Genomic DNA, 19148 nt, shown 5'->3' on the forward strand with positions numbered 1-19148 from the left:
CGACCAGGTTGCGGCACTGACCGAAGCGCACGGACTGGGTTTCGAGAAGGGGACGCGGGCAGTCACCGAGGCGTCCGAAAACGACCTCGCAGACTGGGAGAGCGTCGGCGAGCACTTACTCGACATCACTGACGGTGACGTTCCACTGAACGTTGCCGCCGTCTCGGGTATCCACGTCGGCTATCCCAACGCCGCGGGTGAACACGAGGTGCAAGAAGCCGAGGATCCGCTCGACCGCGAAGCTGACGCCCGGATCGAACTCATGCCAGCCGACCCTGGGTCACTCGAGGAGTTCCGCGCATACCTGGACCACCATCTCCGGTGTCAGGTCCGGGACTGCTTCGCGGGAATGGGGCTGTTCCCGCCCGAACCCTTCCAGACGGTCGGCTACGGGAAGTTCATCTACGCTCGGCGGTACGATCACTACGATCTGTATCCGCGGTTCCACAGGAGTGACGAAGAGCAAAACGCACTGCTCGGGTAGTCTGATGAGCAGTATTCAAACGACTTCGTGAGTCGGCCACACGTGACCTTCCACACTCGAAGAAGTGGCAAACGATCGAACCGCATCGGCGCTCTGACGCCGACACGAAACCGAGCGAGGGCGAGGATCCTCGCGAGGACTCTCTGAGGACCAGTGCGATCAGACCCGCGGCTCGAAGTACTCGATCGTCCGTTCGAGCCCCTCACGAAGGTCGATTTCGGGCTCCCAACCGAGTTCTCGCTTCGCTTTCGTGATGTCCGGGCGGCGGACGTCCGGATCCTGGGGCGGGAGTTCCTCGTGGGTGATCCCGCTGTCGCTGTCGCACAACTCGATGATGACCTCGGCCAGTTCGCGAATCGATCGCTCGTCGGGGTTGCCGATGTTCACGGGCTCCTGGACGTCGCTGTCCATGAGCGCGACCAGGCCGTCGATCATATCCGAGACGTAGCAGAAACTCCGGGTCTGGCTGCCGTCGCCGTAGACAGTCAGGTCCTTGCTCGTCAGCGCTTGCTGGATAAAGTTCGGGATGACGCGCCCGTCATCGAGGCGCATCCGCGACCCGTAGGTGTTGAAGATCCGCGCGATCCGGATGTTCAGGCCGTGTTCTTCTTTGTACGCTCGCAACATCGCCTCGCCGTAGCGTTTGGACTCGTCGTAACACGAGCGCGGGCCGAACGGATCGACGTTCCCGCGGTAGTCCTCGGGCTGGGGATTGACTTCTGGATCGCCGTAGACTTCGCTCGTGGAGGTGAAGAGGTACTTCGCGTCTTTCTCTTTGGCGAGTCCGAGCGTCTTGTGCGTCCCCAGCGCGCCCACCTTCAGCGTCTTGATCGGGTACTCGCGGTAGAACACTGGGGAGGCGAGACTCGCCAGGTGGAGAACCCAGTCTAACTCTCCGTTGACGTGGACGAACTCGGTGACGTCGTGGTCGTGGAAGGTGAAGCCGTCCTCGTAGTAGATCTCCTCGAGGTTCTCGGTCCGGCCCGACACTCGGTTGTCCATCCCGATCACTTCGTGGCCGTCGTCGAGGAGGCGCTCACAGAGGTGCGAGCCGAGGAATCCCGCCGCCCCGGTGACGAGGACGCGACTCATCGATACTCCGCGATGAGTTCTTCGACGGCGTCGTGCATCTCGCCGTCGTCGTGTTTGAGTGCCATCTCCAGGTTCGCCTTGAGCCAGCTCGGGATGTTCCCGATGTCGTAGCGATCCCCTTCGAGTTCGACCCCGCGGACGCTCTCAAGCTTGCGGATCGCGTCCGTGAGCTGGAGTTCGCCACCGACACCTTCGCTCGTCTCTTCGAGCACGTCGAAGATCTCGGGCGTGAGGACGTATCGACCCGTGATCGCGAGGTTCGACGGGGCCTGCTCACGCGCGGGCTTCTCGACGAAGTCGTTCACGGGGAAACACCCCGAGACGGTCTCCGGATCGTCGACGTCGGCGACGCCGTAGGAGGGGACGGTCTCCCAGGGCACTCGCTCCAGCGAGAGCACGGAGGTCTCGTACTCCTCGGCGTACGTGATGAGTCGTTCCGTGCACGGGCGGTGATTCTGGACGATGGTGTCACCGAGCAACAGTGCGAACGGTTGATCGCCGACGTGTTTGCGGGCGTACAGCACGGCGTCACCGAGCCCGTTGCGCTCTTGCTGGCGGATGTAGTGGATGTCTGCGAGTTCCGAGATCCCACGGACGCGTTCGAGGCGGTCTTGTTTGCCGGCGGATTTGAGCTCCTCTTCGAGTTCGTAGGACTTGTCGAAGTGCTGTTCGATCGCCTGCTTGCCCCGGCCCGTGATGAAGAGGATGTCGTCGATGCCGGCGGCCACGGCCTCCTCGACGACGTACTGGATCGTCGGCTTGTCCAGCACGGGCATCATCTCCTTGGGCTGGGCTTTGGTCACGGGGAGAAACCGGGTTCCGAACCCCGCGGCGGGGATGACCGCTTTCGAGACGTCCATGAATGTGCGTCTGTTCTGCGAGCGCGGGTTTATATCTTGAGGGCTTTCCGTCACCTCCGAGTGAACTCCGCGCTTTTGGCCGTTCCAGAGACAGCGGTGCGGACAGTCGCAGGGACACTCCTGCTCAGGTCCGGTCACTGCCGAGGTCGATTTCGACTCGAAGCCCGCCTGCGGCACTCTCTGTGAGCTGAATCGACCAGCCGTGCGCATCGACGATCTCCTTGACGATCGCCAAGCCGAAGCCGGTCCCGTCTACAGTCGTCGAATATCCGGCCTCGAAGACTGCCGCACGCTTCTCGGCAGGGATACCGGGGCCGTCGTCCGCGAGGAAAAAGCCGGTGTCTGTATCGCCGACGGTCACGGTTACCTCGGGGCCGCCGTGTTCGATCGCATTCCGGACGAGGTTCTCGAACAGTTGCTTGAGACGGCTCGGATCGGCTTCGATCGTGCGTTCGGTCTGGACATCGAGCGTCGCAGTGTCCGTGTCCACGTTCTGCCAGCAGTCTTCGAAGAGAGATGCCAGCTGGACCGCTTCTAATTCCTGAACACGATTCCCCTCACGCGCGAGCGTCAGCAGGTCCTCGATCAAGGTCTCCATCCGTTCGAGCGCCGTTTCGATGGGCTCGATGTGCTCGCTCTCGCAGTCGTCTCTGAGGAGATCGAGCCGGCCGTCTGCGACCTGCAGTGGGCTCTGGAGGTCGTGGGAGACGACGCTCGCGAACTCCTCGAGGCGTTCGTTCTGACGCGACAACTCGCGCTCGCGTTCGCGCAGCCGCTCGGTCTGGTCTACTTGGTCGAGTGCCGTCGCGGTGTTGCTGGCCAGGATTCGGCCCAGGACGATGTCGTGTTGATCGAACGCTTTGTGTTCGTCCGATCCGGCGATCAGGATCCCGCCATCACCGACCGGCAGATAGAGTTCACTCTCGATCGGCGACTCCGAGTTGTAGATGTCTGAGTCCTCGTGGACATCGTCGAGTGCGACTGGATCGCCAGATTCGAAGACTCGCCAGGCGATGCTCTCGTCTGTTTCGAACGTCGGGGGCTCACCGATGATCGCGCGGCCAGCGTCGGCGATCGCTTTCGGGGCGAGCGCTGACCGCTGCTCGTCGTAGAGATAGAGCGCGTTCGCGTCCATACCCAGGATATCTCGCGCGGCTTCAGCGCTGATGTCGGCGACTTCTTGATGTGTCTCTGCAGCCATCAACTCTCGCGTCGTCTCGTTGAGCGCTTCGAGTTTCTGCTCGCGGGTTTCCTGTTCGGTGATGTCACTGTACACCCACAGGTGTCCTTCCCCACCCGGGAGTTCGATCGGTTCGTAACGCCGCTCGAACGTCCGGCCGTCACGCAGTTCGAGTCGTTCGTCTCGGACGGGATCGCGCTCTTCGATGAGCGTCTCGATGCGATCGGTAAAGGCGTCTGCATCGACGAACAGATCGCTAGCCTCCGCAGCCAACTCGTCACAGTCAGCTCCAGCCAGTGACTCCGGCGTCCCGGAAAATCCGAAGAGTTCGAGCAGTCGTTCGTTGGTCGCCAGTACGTTTCGCGAACTGTCTTCGGCGAGGACGCCCACAGGGAGTGTCCCGAACAGCGTCGAGAGGAGCGCGTTGGTCTGCTCGAGTTCGTCTTCGTACGCCTTGCGTTCGGTGATGTCTCGGTTGTTCGTGATGATCCCCGATATCACGGGATGCTCGAGTTCGTTTCGACCGCGGACTTCGAGCCAGCGCCACTCTCCATCGGCCGAGCGAAATCGGGCTTCGGAGGTAACGACGCCCGAGGGGTCTTCCACGAGGGCAGTAAACGTCTCGTACAACGTCTCGACGTCGTCAGGATGGACGAGGTCGAACCCGTTCTCACCGATCAGTTCGTCCTGTTCGTAGCCCAAGATCCGTGTTGCTGAGGGGCTTTGATACTTGATCCGGCCAGTTTCGTCGAGAACAGTGATGATGTCGCTCGACCCTTCGAGATACGCTTCGTACTCTTCGAGTTCTCGTTCACGTGCTTTACGCTCGGTAATCTCCCTGGCAGAGACGATGATCGACACGACTGTACCCTCCTCGTCTCTGACTGGCCTAAACACACCTTCGACAGTATAGGGGTCACCTGCTGGTGTTTGCAGGTCGGCCTCGAAGTTGACGTACTCGCCGTTCGCTGCCCGGCCGATCCACTCCTGGACGTCTGATTCGCTGAGATCCGAGTGGGCGAACCACGGCGTCTCCCAGAACCGCGTTCCAGTCAGGTTCTCGCGAGCCTTGCTGACGTACTCCATCGCTGTTTCGTTGACGTCGAGGACAGACCCATCTGTATCGAGCAGTCCGACGAGGATGTTCGGATCGTCGAATATCGCCTGATACCGGCGCTGGCTCTGTTCGACTAACTGTTGAGATCGGTCGTGTCCGACCGCGTTGACGATCCGATTGGCCAGCACCGTATACTGATCCGTCCCCTTCTCTTTCTGGAGGTAATCGGTCACACCAGCGGAGATCGCGTCGCTTGCAACTTCCTCGGACCCTCTCCCCGTGAAGAGAATGAACGGTAGATCTGGCTCAGTCTCCCGGACTGTTTGCAGAAACTCGATACCGTTCTGCCCGGGCATCTCGTAATCAGAGACGATACAGTCGACGCTCTCGCTCTGGAGTCGGTCCAGTCCCTCTTTTGCATCTGCTGCGGTCTCGACTGTAATCCGATCGTCTTCACGCTGGAGAAACTCGGATGCCAACTCCGTCACACTCGGATCGTCGTCGACGTGGAGAACTCGGATCGTCTCTGAAGGCCCGTCGACCATTACCGTCAAGTTAGTTTATCAGACGAATAACGGTTGGGGCACCAGTATCGGATTCGAGATTTGTCTACCGATACGTACACCGAAGCGTCTCGTGAACACACGTGCGACTGGCTAGTCGGCGTGAGCGGGTCGCCGTTCGACAGTCGTCGCTGGCTGCGACGTGATCGCGCGAAGCGTTGCCCAGACGAGTATCGTGACGAGTCCGAGAAGCGGCAGCGAGGCGACAGTCAGCAACTCTCTCACGACGAACAACAGATGCGACCGAATTGGGTCAGGCACGCCAGCTACCGTCAGCCCCGTCGCGATCTGTGCGGGCTGGACCGGAAACGCGATCGTGACGATCCCCGCCAACAGCAGCGACTGCGCGCGACTCGCCGCGTCGAGATACAGGAGGGTGAGAATCGGGAAGTAGGCGTAGACGACGTACAGTGCGTTCGACGCTGGCGAGACCAGCAACATGGCGATAGTGGCGACGAGATACGTCGTGAGTCGACCAGTGAGGCCGTGCTCACGGCGTGCGACGAGCGCCAGCGACGGTGTCACGACGAGCACGGACAGCGGCAGGTACAGGTGCGGGTCGATCTGGGGGAGGAGTTGGGAGAGCGGCCGATGCAGCGACATCGCGAAGAAATCCGGCGAGACAGTGCCAGCGAACTCCGCAACGCGACTGCGAGTGGCGAGAACGTCGAGATAGCGCCAGTAGGCATCGAGGCCGAACCAGACCCAGCCGAGGGCGAGCCCGGCGAGTCCAGTGAGGGTGGCGGCGAGGACGGCGCGCCAGGCGCGCCGCCAGACGAGCCAGAGACCTAGGACGACGGGAAAGACCTTCACGAGACTCGCGCCGGCGAGAGCGACGCCTGCAATGTCCTCTCTATCGCGTTCGAGTGCGACGAACGCACCCGCCAGGGCGAGTGCGATCAGCATATCGACCTGGCCCTGTCCGAAGACGGCCATCGCGGGCGCGGTACCGAGACAGAACCCGCCGATGAGCAGGCGATCGACGCTGGACAGTCTCGCTCGTCTGGCTTCGATCGTGTGTATCGTGAGTGCCGCGAGTGCGAGCGCCATACCGACGTTGCACAGCGTCTGCAGGGCGAAGGCGACCTTCCAGCCACCAGCGGCGGCCTGGGGCAGGAATAGCACGACAGATATCGGCGGGTAGACGTACGAGACACCTGGAATGTCGGTCTGGATGCCGACGAACGGTTGGCCGTGGAGGGCGGCCTCTGCGGCCGTGTAGTAGGCGCGGAAGTCCCACGCGAAGTACGTCGTCTCGGCCATCCCGAAGAAGTACATCGGTACCAGCAGGCCACCGATGATACCGGCCAGCAATACTATGCGGAGGGTGTTGGGTGCGTGCAATCGCTGTCGGAGGGGGAGGGGAGATCCGGGGCGGGGCGACATCGAGAGGCTGTACTCGTGGGCGGCGGATAATGGGTGAGCGCGTGTTTCTGAGCGGGAAACACCCCGAGACGGTCTCCGGATCGTCGACGTCGGCGACGCCGTAGGAGGGGACGGTCTCCCAGGGCACTCGCTCCAGCGAGAGCACGGAGGTCTCGTACTCCTCGGCGTACGTGATGAGCCGTTCCGTGCACGGGCGGTGATTCTGGACGATGGTGTCACCGAGCAACAGTGCGAACGGCTGGTCGCCGACGTGTTTGCGGGCGTACAGCACGGCGTCACCGAGCCCGTTGCGCTCTTGCTGGCGGATGTAGTGGATGTCTGCGAGTTCTGAGATCCCACGGACGCGTTCGAGGCGGTCTTGTTTGCCGGCGGATTTGAGCTCCTCTTCGAGTTCGTAGGACTTGTCGAAGTGCTGTTCGATCGCCTGCTTGCCCCGGCCCGTGATGAAGAGGATGTCGTCGATGCCGGCGGCCACGGCCTCCTCGACGACGTACTGGATCGTCGGCTTGTCCAGCACGGGCATCATCTCCTTGGGCTGGGCTTTGGTCACGGGGGGAAATCGGGTTCCGAACCCCGCGGCGGGGATGACCGCTTTCGAGACGTCCATGAATGTGCGTCTGTTCTGTGAACGCGGGTTTATATCTTGAGGGGGCGGGTTTCGAACCCAGCGGTAAACGATGACCTTCCCCGGACTCGGGACACTGCCGGGACCGTTCTGCAAACGCCGGAGAGGAGAGAAATATTTGATCGTCCGCAGGCGAAGCTATTCGTCGTCTTCTGTTGGTGGTTCGCCGCGCTCGGAAGTCTCCCCCGGGGGAGTGACAGCAACGAGGAGCATCCGTCCGACGTACCCCTCCCGAAGATCGTCGACAGTCACGTTCAGCCACACTATGAGGATCGCTATTCCGAGGACACACGACCAGATACCAATTCGTCCAGATAGCGTCTCACCACCGACGAACAGAGTGGTGAGATTCAGAAGTGCCACGAGTGCGACGACAGTGCCAACGACACGAACGTGTGACCCTCGATAAAAATCGATGATGTCAGCACTTACTATTCTTCGAACGCCACCGAATGTTCGCTCCAGCTGGTCGGACGTGTGGTCGAAGACTGCGAGCAGAATCCTGACAGTCCAGGACCCTCTCGGGGATTTACTGGCAGAGGCCACTGGTCCAGCTGTCAGAACCCGGAACGTCAACGAAGCGCGAACCCACCCTGCTACTACTTTCTCGTTCGCCGTCAGGGTGCTGTTCTCATCAGCAGCTTCGAGCGCCATTTGCAGACCTCTCCCTCCCTGCACTGTGTCTGAATTCGCTGCTGCTATGCGGACCGTGGTCAGAAGTTGCGCGTACAGTATATATACGGTAGAATTTTGTACTACAGTCGATTTGAACATTTTCAGTCCCCGTCGAAGTCCACGACAGTCCCTCTGACACGGATGTGGCCGAAATCTAGCGTAACGACCCTGCCGATACGCAGTGGTGCACCATGAAAGTAGAGATGGTCGCCGAGACGTCGGCCTTCGACAGCAAGCACGAGAGAGATATCACGCTGTGTCGGATGAGACGCGGTAACGAATTCACCACTGTCAGTCGTCAGGACCGTGCTCGCCGGACTCGACGACAGATCGGTTATCGTCGCAGGTGTACCCAGGTGAGATTCGTTTAGGCCCACAGTGAGTGCGTCCGAACGAGTCGCACTGACCCCTTCCAGAGACACGACGACAGTCGTGGGCGTCGACTCGCCAACAGGTTCCAGACGACCGACAGAATCAACGACGCCGGCGACTGTCCCGTTCTCCAGATACAGCGGGTGCTGTACGCCGGGACGAACAGGCTGACCGCCGTACATCGGATATCCATCTATCCGAACCGTTGGAAGTGATACTCCCAGCCCAATTCGATACATAGAGGCGTTTTCGATCGGATATGCCGAGGCCGATTCGACCTGTCCAACGGCTTCAGTACCGATTCGAAGGGTGCCATCTCGCTGTATCCTGTCGAGGCGTGACTCGGAAACTGTCGCCGAAAATCGAACGTCAGTCTGGTCTACGCGAAGCGTCGATTGATTCGAGAACTGCCGAACTGTTCCGTTGATCGCGTACGATTCAGTTTCGAATCGGTGGCGAGGTCCCGCCTTGGGCTTCTCCGCTCCTGCCCCGATGGCCACTTTCGCGACTGTAACGACGGTTCCGTTCCGCCCTGGTGTCCTGAATACGTCTGTGACGTTCATGCCCCCGGGACCATCCGCAATACTGATCCTGTCACCAGGCGCGACTTCTGGCTCAAGACCCTCTAACTGCGGTTCGAAAATCACTGTCATATGCGAGGGGGCGTCAGGGTCAGTAGTCCTCTCACCATCCAGAACTACGAGAAAAACGCCAGCTACGACCGCAGAAACGACGAAGACGAGGACGATGGCGTCGATGAGATTCACCACGCCGAATAGCCGACCGTCGTCATCAACGAGTGGCATCTGTTGCCTCGATTGATACTCGTACGGCCTATAATGGTTACGTGTTTTGCCACCACTGCCCTGGATACCCCGCCTCAGTAGTGGTCGTGGCGTGGGCGATCAAAAGCCGAAGCGTATGGTATTGGCAGAGGGCGATTATGAACACTAGCTGATAGCGTTGTCGAGCACCCTGAAACCGTGTCGACATCGCGAAGGTGACGACCAGCAGCCCGAAAAAGACGAAGAGATATCTGGTCGGTTTGTGTTCGAGAGCGAGGCGAGCGAATCCGTAACAAAACGCCGCGAATGCGACCCAGTGAAACACGGCGGCAAACTCCAAGAAGAGATAGTTCGGTTCGACCCCCCACGGACGAGGAGACAGTGACACTTTGAGGAGGCCAAAGGGCAGTGACACAGGGTCCAATCGGCTCACGGCCGTCTCCCAAAACCGGGTGAAGACAGGCACGGACTGGACCGCTAGTATTGCGACCGGCGTTCCGACGAGGCCGAGTATCGGGATGACGTATCGTGGCACCCAGCGGTACAGAAGCCAGAGGCTGGTGGTCGCAAGCAGAACGGCGATGATGTAAAATCGCACCCACCACAGGAGGATCAGACTGCCAGTCATGATCGACAGGTGAAAGACTACTGCTCGCCAGGAGAACGTCGAGCGTTGATCGAGACGGAAGAAGTGATAGATGTAGGCGACTGCGAGACACATCGCAATGGTGCCCTTGAGATTGAGGACCGACGTCCACGCGAGGATATCCCAGTGGAGCAGAAAGAACACCAGAAACCAGTTACTGTACGACTCTGAAAACCCGAGCGAGTAGAGCAACTTCGTCACGTAGACGCCGACGATCACTGTCAGAAAAACGTTCAGCAGGACGGGCGAGTGGTAGTACGGCCCGAACAGATACTGGGCGAGGAGGTTCCACCAGTAATAGAAGACGTGTGTCCCGCCGACGGGTTCCCAGAGCATGCTCATCCCATCCTGCGAAAATAGGATCGTGAGCGGGTCGTACCCCGATTCGAGGACGTGCCGACTCCAGAGATAGTACGTCACGTCGTCTTTGATTGTGAAGGCAGGCGCTTTTGCGACTATCACCTGCCCTCCCGCAGAAACGGAGCCTTCTAGATCGAATACGAAGGTGAAGTACAAAACGGGCAGAGTAAATTTGATCGCGGCCACAGTGATCGCGAGCCAGCGCGGGAGATACACTCGAAGAAATAAAAAAGAGACCGTCGCCAGAAAGACGGCCGTGAGAAACAGCGATGCAAGAGACATCGTGTCCTCCAAGTCAAGCCGTGATATTAAATTGTATCGTCCGATCGGTGTCGCATGAGGGCTGAAACGACCTCATCAATTCCTGACGTTGGATCGATAGGGCATTCGAACGGAAGTCCGTTTGTGACAGGACAGCTCGGAGTAGACCGCCACCACTTCCCATAGTATATTACCCGGGGTAAGTAACGTGTCCAGTACGAGTCGATAGTTACGTATGGACGAGAACCCCTCTCTCCGTGATAAATTTAGGGCGATTTACCGTGTTGGCTTGTATAGGCCGGCGACAACAGCCGGGATTATTGTTCTGAGTGTCTTTGCTGCCGTGCTCGAAGGGATCGGTCTGAGTTTCTTGCTGCCGATCATCGAGGTCGCACAGTCCGGGGCCGGTGCGAGAGACGCTGGCGGGCTGGTCGGGGTGTTCGTCACGCTGTACGATACACTGGGTATTCCGTTCGAGCTGGGATTCATCGTCGCAGGCGTTGGGGCAGTGATGGTCCTCCGCTACACGTCGAGCTTCTTGGTTGCGTGGCTCCGAGCATCGCTGCGGACGAACTATGTTCGACACCTCCAGACCGAAGCGTTCGATGCGACGCTTGATACCCGTGTCGCGTACTTCGATCAGGAGGGTTCGGACGACATCCTGAACGCAATCGTCACGCAAGCGAAATACGCTGGGTGGGTCGTCGATTACCTCGTTCGGCTGGTGCAGGAAACGCTCCTGTCTCTCATGTACCTCGGGATCGCCTTGTATCTGGCACCGACCCTCACGATCGTGTCGGCGGTCGTTCTCGGTGGCCTGACGCTTCTCATCCGAGGTGTAATACAGTCGGGATACGCTGTGGGAGACCGAGTGGCAGATGCCAACGAGCGGGTCCAACAAGCAGTACAGGCAGGAACGCAGGGAATCCGCGACGTCAAGCTATTCGGAATGGCCGACGAGTTACGGACTGACTTTCAGGAATCGATCGACCAGTTTGCCCGGGAGACGATTCGACTGCGCCGGAACGAGGCAGCGATGGACAACGCCTACCAGTTGGGAACGGCACTGACCGTGTTCGGACTCATCTACGCAGCACTGGAGTTTACCTCGCTCTCGCTGGGCGGCCTCGGCGTGTTTTTGTTCGCTATGTTCAGGCTTGCGCCACGGGTCAGTACACTCAACAACTGGGCGTACAAGATCGAAGGGCGATTACCTCATCTGGTCCGTACTCAACAGTTCACTGAAGAGCTAGACGCATTTGCCGAACCGACCGATGCCGAGGGGCAAGTCCCCGAACGGATAGATTACACTGCCTTCGAAAACGTCGCCTTCGAGTACGCGACGGGAGAGCGTGTCCTCGACGGTGTGCATTTCGGTGTCGACCGCGGAGAATTCGTCGCGTTCGTCGGTCCGTCAGGGGCAGGGAAGTCGACGATCGTCTCGCTGTTGACGCGGCTGTACGAACCGACCGACGGGCAGATCACCGCGGACGGCATCCCGATCGACGAGTTCGACGTTCGGGAGTGGCGTTCCCGAGTCGCCGTCGTCAGACAGCAGCCGTTCATCTTCAACGACACGCTCCGGTACAACGTCACGATCGGCAACCGCGAGGCCTCCGACGAGCAGATCGAACGCGTGTGTGAAATCGCGCAGGTCACGGAATTTCTGGACGACCTTCCCAACGGCTACGACACTGAACTCGGCGACGACGGCGTTCGGCTTTCCGGTGGCCAGCGTCAGCGCGTCGCCATCGCTCGGGCACTACTAACGGACGCGGACTTGCTCGTTCTCGACGAAGCGACCAGTGATCTGGACTCGAACATCGAGGAGACCGTCCACGAGGCGATCGAAGCGATGGACCGCGACTACGCGATGCTCGTCATCGCACACCGGCTCTCGACTGTCATCAACGCAGATCAGATCTACACCGTCGTCGACGGGGAGATTGTCGAGTCTGGAAGTCATCAGGAGTTGCTGGCCGAGGAAGGCGAATACGCGAGCCTGTATCAGACGCAGTAGATTCTCAATGCACAGGCTTGGTCTTTGACTAACAGCTGTTCCAACTATTCACTCTGCTTCATAGACCCTTCGAGCAAATACAATCTCGTCACCCCACCATGGGGCTTCACTTTTCACCCGGCACTCATATCCCGAAGATTCTAACATCTGGACGATATCCTTCTGAACTGATTCACCATACCTTTCAGGCCCTGCATCGACAGCTATCTTCCCGACGTCAATCTCGTCATTGAGAACACCTTCGATAATTTCAATTTCAACACCTTCAGCCTCTACCTTCAAAAAATCAATGTGGGTTATGCCTTCGCAAGCGACGAGTTCAGGGACAGTATTCGCAGCCACATTATAGGATGTTGTATTTGTGCCCATTTTCGGCGTTAGGAGTGTGTTCTTACTAGGACGTGTCGAAGTGTTTAGTTCTACAACATCTTCACATTTCCAAGCTGCTTTAGGTACAATTGATATGTTTGAGTAATCAGACACGTTATCATATAGTACATTGTTAATTGATGCGAAGGGATCAATAGCCACTACCTTTTTGGCTTTTTTTGTGGCGACGAGAGAAAACGTACCGATATATGCCCCGACGTCCACTACGACATCTCCCTTCTCTACCTCAACGAATCCCTCATAAGAGTACATCTCTGAGAGCATCTGCTTATGCCGATCTGAGCCCAAGTGAATACCAGAGAGTGTTTCGGAAATGTTTGGAATCTTTCTTTTACGTCTCAATGTTAGAGGTGAAAATAGCAGCCAGTTTCCATCACGTGTCGGATATGCAATCACTCCCTCGTTGAATAGGAGTAGTCCCCAGTTGTACAGTGTTGTTGGGAGAATCACTCGAGATATTGCAGCTACGAGAGCTATAGCACCCTTCTCTGTGAATATTTCATGAGCTGAAGATAACTTCTCTCGAAACATAACTACTGAATTCCTCGGACCATCTTATCACACAAAGCCTTCATTGACCTCAAGATGGTGTGTAGTACACTCTCATAGAATAAAAATATGAATCCCTTCAGTATCGAATCTGTTCCCGGATTGCAGATCTTGGGCCAAATATAGAGCCACCGAATATTTTCCAAAATATCCATCATCAAAGTATCATTTTGAAAGTACACAAAAGAAATTTAAGATAGAGAATGAAACCATCGATATGACCTCTAAGCCAAATATATTATTGTTCTCTATTGATAGTTTGCGGAGGGATTTTTGTACAGTGTATAATGAGTCGGAGAAAACGACACCGTTCCTTAGCTCATTTTCCAATGACTGCCACGTATTCCAAAAGGCGATATCCCCCTCAATATGGACACTGGCTGTACATACTTCCCTATTCACTGGCCTGTATCCAAGAGAACATTCAATAAATGATAAAGATCAGATTCTAGGTGATCACCCAACTATCGCAGAATTGGCGACTAAGGCGGGATACACAGCAAAATCATTTGGGTTCAATGGATGGCTCAGACAAGGAGCAACGCTACGTGGCTGGGAACATACGAAAACCGATCCATGGCCTCTTCCGGATGGGTTAGGACACTATGCAAAAAAGATCTATAATAACTTATCAAGACGTACTTTCACTCATAAACCAGAAGACGAGCACACAATATCGAAGGCTCTAGATGAGATTCGAGAGATTAATGAGCCTTTTTCAATGTTTGTTCATCTTCAAGGGGCACATTATAAATATCGACCAAATTATACCGCGTATCGACGGTTTAGCGATGGAGGGCGAAGAATGATGTATTCGTGCTCGAAGAAACAGCAGAAGGTGTATAATAGCAAAGTGGGGAGATATATACAGAACGATATGACTCAGTCGGAACGCGAGGAGGTCTTAAATATGTATCGGGGGGAAATTTCTATCATTGACGATCTCCTGTCGGATTTCATTAATACCTTCCGCGAACAAAGACCAGAAGAATACGAGAACACGATAATAGTCCTCTTTTCTGATCATGGGGAATTATTTGGAGAAGATGGAATATATGGGCATAATTTCTCAATGAATGACGGGCTTATTCGAGTTCCCTTAATTATTTATGATCCAATCAATGCGATTGATGAGTGTAGCCAAGAATCGATAGTACAACTCAACGATTTATATCCGACCCTGTCAAGAATTTGTGGATTTGACGCGCCAGGCACTAATAGTACAGATCTCAATGATGATCGTGAGTATGCATTTGTGCATTATGAAGCCGCTCAGTCAATGTACGCGAATATGTTGGGGGAAATGAAAGAAAAAAATATACATAAAGATAAAATTCCTCCACGGGAATTATATTCAATTTGGAAAAATGAAAACACGAAGAGAGTGTTAGATCCAAATCAGAACAAGCTAGATAAGGACGACATTCTAGTAAGTAGATTGAACGACCATCTGCAAAGTTTGGATCGGTTGCAGCGTAGAGGAAACGAGACTGCGTCAGACGAAGTACTAGATAACCTCAGAGAGATGGGATATCTATAGACTCAGTAGGTATAGGAACTGGGGGTCCGAAAGATGAGCTATCTTGGATGATAACACCCATTTCATTGGCTAATAACTACCCGAAGTGATAAAATAGTAGAAAGGCAACCAGAATATGAATGTGCGGAATCGTCGGCGAGATCTCGCAAGATGGAATCGATATTTCTACTTTCTCGTCAATGCGGGATGAACTCTCACATCGAGGACCTGATGGCGCTGGCCTCTACACAAATGAAACCGAAACGGTAGCACTCGGATTTCGACGACTCGCCATCATCGATCTCTCAGATGCGGGTATGCAACCAATGGCGAACGAAGACGAAACGGTGTATCTCGTATTTAATGGTGAAATCTACAATTATCGGACGCTGCGTGACGACCTCCAGTCTGCCGGGCACGAATTTACCAGTCAAACGGACTCGGAAGTCATCCTGCACGGCTATGAGGAGTGGGGAGTCGATGTTCTGGATCGTCTAGAGGGTATGTTTGCGTTCGGGATTTGGGATGAGCAAGCTGAACGCCTATTCCTTGGTCGAGACCCGTTTGGTATCAAACCACTCCACTATTATTCTACAGACGATCGCTTCGTTTTTGCATCGGAACTCAAGGCGATAGTCGCAGACGAGACTGTTCCACGCGAAATATCTCCAGCAGGACTCCAGAGCTATCTCACGTACAGGTACATTCCGGCTCCACAGACGATCTGGCAAGGCATTAAGAAGATACCTCCTGGCCACTATCTCGTGTACGATGGCACCGAAGCCGAAGTGACTCCCTACTGGAACTCTTCGACGTATCTTGATAATAAACAGATCCCCGAAGAGCAGGCGGTTGAGACGTTGGATGAAACGTTGAAAAATTCGGTGAGGAAACACCTCGTCAGCGACGTCCCGGTCGGAGTCCTTCTCAGTGGGGGTATCGATTCGAGCACGGTCGCGGCACTGGCTTCGAAGTCGCAACCAGGGTTGTCTGCGTATTCGATGGGGTTCGAAGGAGCCGATGACGAACTCGAATACGCCCGTCTGGTAGCGTCGGAGTTCGACCTCGATCAAACCGAAGAAGTACTCGGCCCGGATGAGTTAGACGGTCTGCTTGACGAAATTCTATACTACTACGACGAACCACTGGCCGATAGTTCGATCTTCCCGACCTTCTTGTTGATGTCGCGCGTGAGTCAAAACCTCAAGGTCGCACTCGCTGGAGATGGCGGTGACGAACTATTTGCGGGATATCGATGGTATGACCGATATCTCAGATACAAGCGATTGAATCCGATAGCCGAGGTGATGCGTCCACTCCACAAAGCGATCAAAACAGTCAATGCCCGTGCACAGAGCGAACTTATGCAGTCTGTAGAGTGGCGTGTACAGCTGGCGAGTCTTACGGGCCTTTCACAGTATCAGATGGCGATGCATCCCCCGATTGAATCACAATGGATCGATCGAATCGTCAGTGACGAATTAAAATCTGATTCGGCCGAAGATGTCGTTACACGGTACTCGGCCCCGTCTATGAATATAAAAGACCTCCAGCATTTGGATCTGAACACATTCCTCCCAAACGACATTCTCGTCAAGGTTGACCGGGCCAGTATGGCTCATTCGTTGGAGGTTCGCGTCCCACTTCTGGACAGGTCAGTAGCAGAATACAGTCTGGGACTTGAGGAGGAGTTGATATACAAAGACAATAACAAAAAGCACCTCTTGAAGCAAGTAGCACGGAGCTATCTTCCGGATCGGATCGTCGATCGACCAAAATCCGGGTTCGGTGCGCCACTACAGGAGATGGGCTTCATAGACAAATATAAGGAAGTGTTACGAGAGTCGGTAGCAGCATCAGATGGTGTCTTTGAGCAGGAGGGGCTTGACGAGTTTCTCGATGCCGATCCCCCGAGTAATAGTTTGTTCAAGTTAATTCTGTTCGAATTATGGTATCGTCGTTGGGCAGCGTGATCACAGCTGCTGAATAAACGATATGATGTTTTTTGCTCGTTGTTCCCAGGTATATTGTCTCACTTCGCTTGAGGCATTCTCGACCAGCGACTCATATAGTGATTCCTCCGAGAACAGTTTGTTCACATTCTGTGCCAGTTCAGGTGGTGATTCTGGAGGGACAAGAAGCGAATTGTGACCGTCGGTGAGTACTTCACCCAAGATGTCGAGGTCACTAGCGACGATCGGACGCTTTGCAGCCATATATTCGAATAATTTCAGGGGAGAAAGGGAATCACGAGCCTCGGTTGTATATGGTGCTATAAGTACGTCTGCAGCGACCTGATACAGGGGTATCGATCCGGGCTCAACGAAACCGGTAAACACTACGTTACTCGGTTCACCGACGCGTTGCTTGATTCGCTCGATATCCGTGTCGAATCCACCGACAATGTACACTGTCGCCTCGATGTCCGGTGCTGCTTTGACCAACGTCTGTACACCCTTGCTCGGGTACAGATGTCCGGTATACATCACGACTTTCTCGTCAGCAGGGATACCAAGCCTATCACGAGCCTCCGATTTAGTGATACTGTCGTACTGCTCTAGGTCAACTCCATCCGGTGCGACGAAACACTTCTCGGTCGGAACTCCATATTCGCGCTGGTCGAACTGTTTGAGTGAGTGTGTGATACAAACGATTCCGTCGATAGATCGATACAGTCTCGGCTGAAGATGAGCAGAGAGTTCGTCGTGATGCTCGAATACCATCGTTGGTTGTTTCCGTGCTGGCAGCAATCGGCTCAACTCATTAAAAAAGAAGAGTCCGTAATAGTTTCTAGAATAAACGACATCTGAAGCCGTCAATTCCCCCTTCAATAGACGAGCAGTGAGTGCCCCCGACAGTGAGACGGCCATCGAAAGTACACCTATCTGTGGGACAGAGTCGATATACCCTCGGAGATCTGGGACGGTTTCGATTTCGAATCTCGTAGTTAGTCCATAGTATTCCTGTACATCTTCCCATTGAACCCGTTTTCCAAACGTTCCATAGCTTGGATGAAGGAAGTGAACAGATTCACCAGAACGTTCGAATGCTTGACACATCCTCATTTGTTGTATCGTGTGGGCTTTTTTCCCTGGTAGATCGGCATCTGAAATGTAGTATATCAAGGTATCACAAAATCAGCATTCGTGGCGTTATATATTTATCTCCGAGGACGGGTCCCTCCCAAAAATAAGTTAGAGTGATTCGGTCCTTATATGTATTAAAAATACATCTAAGCAGATTCAAAATACATAGATAAATTGACCGTCAGACATTCAAACCCGGACATATTGAAAATCTGTCCAGTTAAGAAGTCTAATTTATTCACGAACAAAAATAAATGCAATCAACTCACATCTGACAGTCGTCTCTCTCGTAGTCTATCATAAAAGAATAGAGTGATGCCGAGTGGCGACGCAAGAATACAAACGAGAACGGCTGGAAATGGTAGCGAGAGAAATTGACCGATAATGTTTTTTCTTGCCTGTAAGCCAAAACGGGTAAAGTTCGCACCAGATCTGAAGAATTGGAAGGGTGCATATCGAATATAGTCGTCTAAGTTATTACTGAGATTATGTTTATGGTACATAATCATCTCGGGTGCAGATTCAGAGGGTAGCCGTGCAGTAATTTGATCTTCCTCCGAATCAGAGTGATAAAACAGAATTTTCTCATTTACATAAATATACTCATATTCTCTGGCAATAGAATCCCACACAATATTTTCATCAACCCGAACTACTTCGCTTGTGGCTGGGAACGGGAATTGTCTCGCAACTTCAGTTCGAAGGAATCCTGATTTTCCTCCGGAGATGTTGTGAATGTATCGTTTATCTAATGGATTCGAAATGAATGGGTTTTCCGGAAAACGATCGCCGATCACCTCTCTCTGAGAGTTCACACATAATCCAACAACTCCCGCATAATCGGTACGCTTCTCACTAGAAATATCTGTCCAATAATCATAGAGTATCTCGAGAGCCTCGAGTAATAATTCGTCGTCAGAGTCGACGGGATAGAACAGTTCGCCGCGTGCGAGTTTGAGACCTCGATTGTAATTGTGGTGTTTGCCGATCGTTTCCTGAATTTCGTACCGAATCTCGAAGTCGGCCTCGCTTTGCCACTTCCGGATGAGTTCTGCAGTCCCATCTTCAGACCCGTGATCCACAACCAGCCACTCGAAATCTTGGAACGTCTGTTCACACAAACTCTCGTAGAGCCGTCCGAGCGTGTGTGCTCGATTGTACGTGGGCGTGAAGACTGTAAAGGTGTATTCGTACGATGCCATCTCGATTGCGTGCGAGTAGATTGTCCACCTACAAAG

14 protein-coding genes and 1 pseudogene are annotated in these 19148 nt (G+C 54.7%); 4 read left to right on the forward strand and 11 right to left on the reverse strand.

Going from position 1 to position 19148, the window contains the following annotated elements; translation table 11 throughout:
- Positions 1-208: 208 nt before the first annotated feature.
- Complete coding sequence (locus tag DV733_RS17725) at positions 209-484, forward strand: hypothetical protein (protein WP_257217566.1); 276 nt, start codon at positions 209-211, stop codon at positions 482-484.
- A gap of 159 nt (positions 485-643) precedes the next feature.
- Here the strand turns inward: DV733_RS17725 and DV733_RS11140 are convergent, their stop codons facing one another.
- From DV733_RS11140 to DV733_RS11175, 8 genes and pseudogenes are all read right to left on the reverse strand, one after another.
- The gene (locus DV733_RS11140) at positions 644-1576 is read right to left on the reverse strand and encodes a UDP-glucuronic acid decarboxylase family protein (RefSeq protein ID WP_049994625.1); all 933 of its coding nucleotides are present in this window, start codon (positions 1574-1576) and stop codon (positions 644-646) included.
- The gene (gene galU, locus DV733_RS11145; RefSeq protein WP_049994624.1) at positions 1573-2436 is read right to left on the reverse strand and encodes a UTP--glucose-1-phosphate uridylyltransferase GalU; all 864 of its coding nucleotides are present in this window, start codon (positions 2434-2436) and stop codon (positions 1573-1575) included. The genes DV733_RS11140 and galU overlap by 4 nt, the downstream gene beginning before the upstream one ends.
- A gap of 124 nt (positions 2437-2560) precedes the next feature.
- The gene (locus tag DV733_RS17730) at positions 2561-5218 is read right to left on the reverse strand and encodes a PAS domain S-box protein (protein ID WP_049994623.1); all 2658 of its coding nucleotides are present in this window, start codon (positions 5216-5218) and stop codon (positions 2561-2563) included.
- Positions 5219-5329: 111 nt separating this feature from the next.
- On the reverse strand, positions 5330-6622 hold the full coding sequence (locus DV733_RS11155; protein WP_079979503.1) for a glycosyltransferase family 87 protein: 1293 nt from the start codon (positions 6620-6622) through the stop codon (positions 5330-5332).
- Between the two features lie 127 nt (positions 6623-6749).
- Positions 6750-7229: pseudogene (locus tag DV733_RS11160) on the reverse strand (UTP--glucose-1-phosphate uridylyltransferase); the annotation flags it as partial.
- Positions 7230-7385: 156 nt separating this feature from the next.
- Positions 7386-7901 carry an RNA-binding protein gene (locus DV733_RS11165; RefSeq protein WP_136342336.1) on the reverse strand — a complete coding sequence of 172 codons (516 nt, stop codon included), beginning with the start codon at positions 7899-7901 and terminating at the stop codon, positions 7386-7388.
- A 122-nt stretch (positions 7902-8023) separates the two neighbouring features.
- On the reverse strand, positions 8024-9100 hold the full coding sequence (locus tag DV733_RS11170) for a DUF4330 family protein (RefSeq protein ID WP_079979502.1): 1077 nt from the start codon (positions 9098-9100) through the stop codon (positions 8024-8026).
- A gap of 37 nt (positions 9101-9137) precedes the next feature.
- A complete protein-coding gene (locus tag DV733_RS11175; protein ID WP_136342337.1) occupies positions 9138-10187 on the reverse strand; it encodes a hypothetical protein in 1050 nt (349 codons plus the stop codon).
- Between the two features lie 394 nt (positions 10188-10581).
- On the opposite strand from DV733_RS11175, the gene DV733_RS11180 reads away from it, so the two are divergent.
- The gene (locus DV733_RS11180) at positions 10582-12366 is read left to right on the forward strand and encodes an ABC transporter ATP-binding protein (protein WP_049994617.1); all 1785 of its coding nucleotides are present in this window, start codon (positions 10582-10584) and stop codon (positions 12364-12366) included.
- 48 nt (positions 12367-12414) lie between these two features.
- On the opposite strand, the gene DV733_RS11185 is transcribed toward DV733_RS11180, so the two are convergent.
- Positions 12415-13287 carry an FkbM family methyltransferase gene (locus DV733_RS11185; protein ID WP_079979501.1) on the reverse strand — a complete coding sequence of 291 codons (873 nt, stop codon included), beginning with the start codon at positions 13285-13287 and terminating at the stop codon, positions 12415-12417.
- A 235-nt stretch (positions 13288-13522) separates the two neighbouring features.
- Between DV733_RS11185 and DV733_RS11190 the strand changes: the two genes are divergently transcribed.
- Together DV733_RS11190 and asnB are read left to right on the forward strand one after the other, a co-directional pair.
- Entirely contained in the window at positions 13523-14845 is a 1323-nt protein-coding gene (locus tag DV733_RS11190) for a sulfatase (RefSeq protein WP_079979500.1), read from the forward strand.
- A 119-nt stretch (positions 14846-14964) separates the two neighbouring features.
- Positions 14965-16797: an asparagine synthase (glutamine-hydrolyzing) gene (asnB, locus tag DV733_RS11195; protein ID WP_079979499.1), complete on the forward strand. Its 1833-nt coding sequence runs from the start codon at positions 14965-14967 to the stop codon at positions 16795-16797.
- Here asnB and DV733_RS11200 read toward each other — a convergent pair whose 3' ends face one another.
- Together DV733_RS11200 and DV733_RS11205 are read right to left on the reverse strand one after the other, a co-directional pair.
- Entirely contained in the window at positions 16798-17889 is a 1092-nt protein-coding gene (locus DV733_RS11200; protein ID WP_079979498.1) for a glycosyltransferase family 4 protein, read from the reverse strand.
- A 281-nt stretch (positions 17890-18170) separates the two neighbouring features.
- Entirely contained in the window at positions 18171-19112 is a 942-nt protein-coding gene (locus DV733_RS11205) for a glycosyltransferase family A protein (RefSeq protein ID WP_079979497.1), read from the reverse strand.
- Positions 19113-19148 lie beyond the last annotated feature (36 nt).

Source organism: Halapricum salinum (assembly GCF_004799665.1).
GTDB lineage: Archaea > Halobacteriota > Halobacteria > Halobacteriales > Haloarculaceae > Halapricum > Halapricum salinum.

Coding starts and splice junctions, on each gene's coding strand:
- DV733_RS11190 (WP_079979500.1), top strand. CDS start 13,523: ATGACCTCTAAGCCAAATATATTATTGTTCTCTATTGATAGTTTGCGG.
- galU (WP_049994624.1), bottom strand. CDS start 2,436: ATGGACGTCTCGAAAGCGGTCATCCCCGCCGCGGGGTTCGGAACCCGG.
- DV733_RS11200 (WP_079979498.1), bottom strand. CDS start 17,889: ATGAGGATGTGTCAAGCATTCGAACGTTCTGGTGAATCTGTTCACTTC.
- DV733_RS11140 (WP_049994625.1), bottom strand. CDS start 1,576: ATGAGTCGCGTCCTCGTCACCGGGGCGGCGGGATTCCTCGGCTCGCAC.
- DV733_RS11205 (WP_079979497.1), bottom strand. CDS start 19,112: ATGGCATCGTACGAATACACCTTTACAGTCTTCACGCCCACGTACAAT.
- DV733_RS11180 (WP_049994617.1), top strand. CDS start 10,582: ATGGACGAGAACCCCTCTCTCCGTGATAAATTTAGGGCGATTTACCGT.
- DV733_RS11165 (WP_136342336.1), bottom strand. CDS start 7,901: ATGGCGCTCGAAGCTGCTGATGAGAACAGCACCCTGACGGCGAACGAG.
- DV733_RS11185 (WP_079979501.1), bottom strand. CDS start 13,287: ATGTTTCGAGAGAAGTTATCTTCAGCTCATGAAATATTCACAGAGAAG.
- DV733_RS11155 (WP_079979503.1), bottom strand. CDS start 6,622: ATGTCGCCCCGCCCCGGATCTCCCCTCCCCCTCCGACAGCGATTGCAC.
- DV733_RS17730 (WP_049994623.1), bottom strand. CDS start 5,218: ATGGTCGACGGGCCTTCAGAGACGATCCGAGTTCTCCACGTCGACGAC.
- DV733_RS11170 (WP_079979502.1), bottom strand. CDS start 9,100: ATGCCACTCGTTGATGACGACGGTCGGCTATTCGGCGTGGTGAATCTC.
- asnB (WP_079979499.1), top strand. CDS start 14,965: ATGTGCGGAATCGTCGGCGAGATCTCGCAAGATGGAATCGATATTTCT.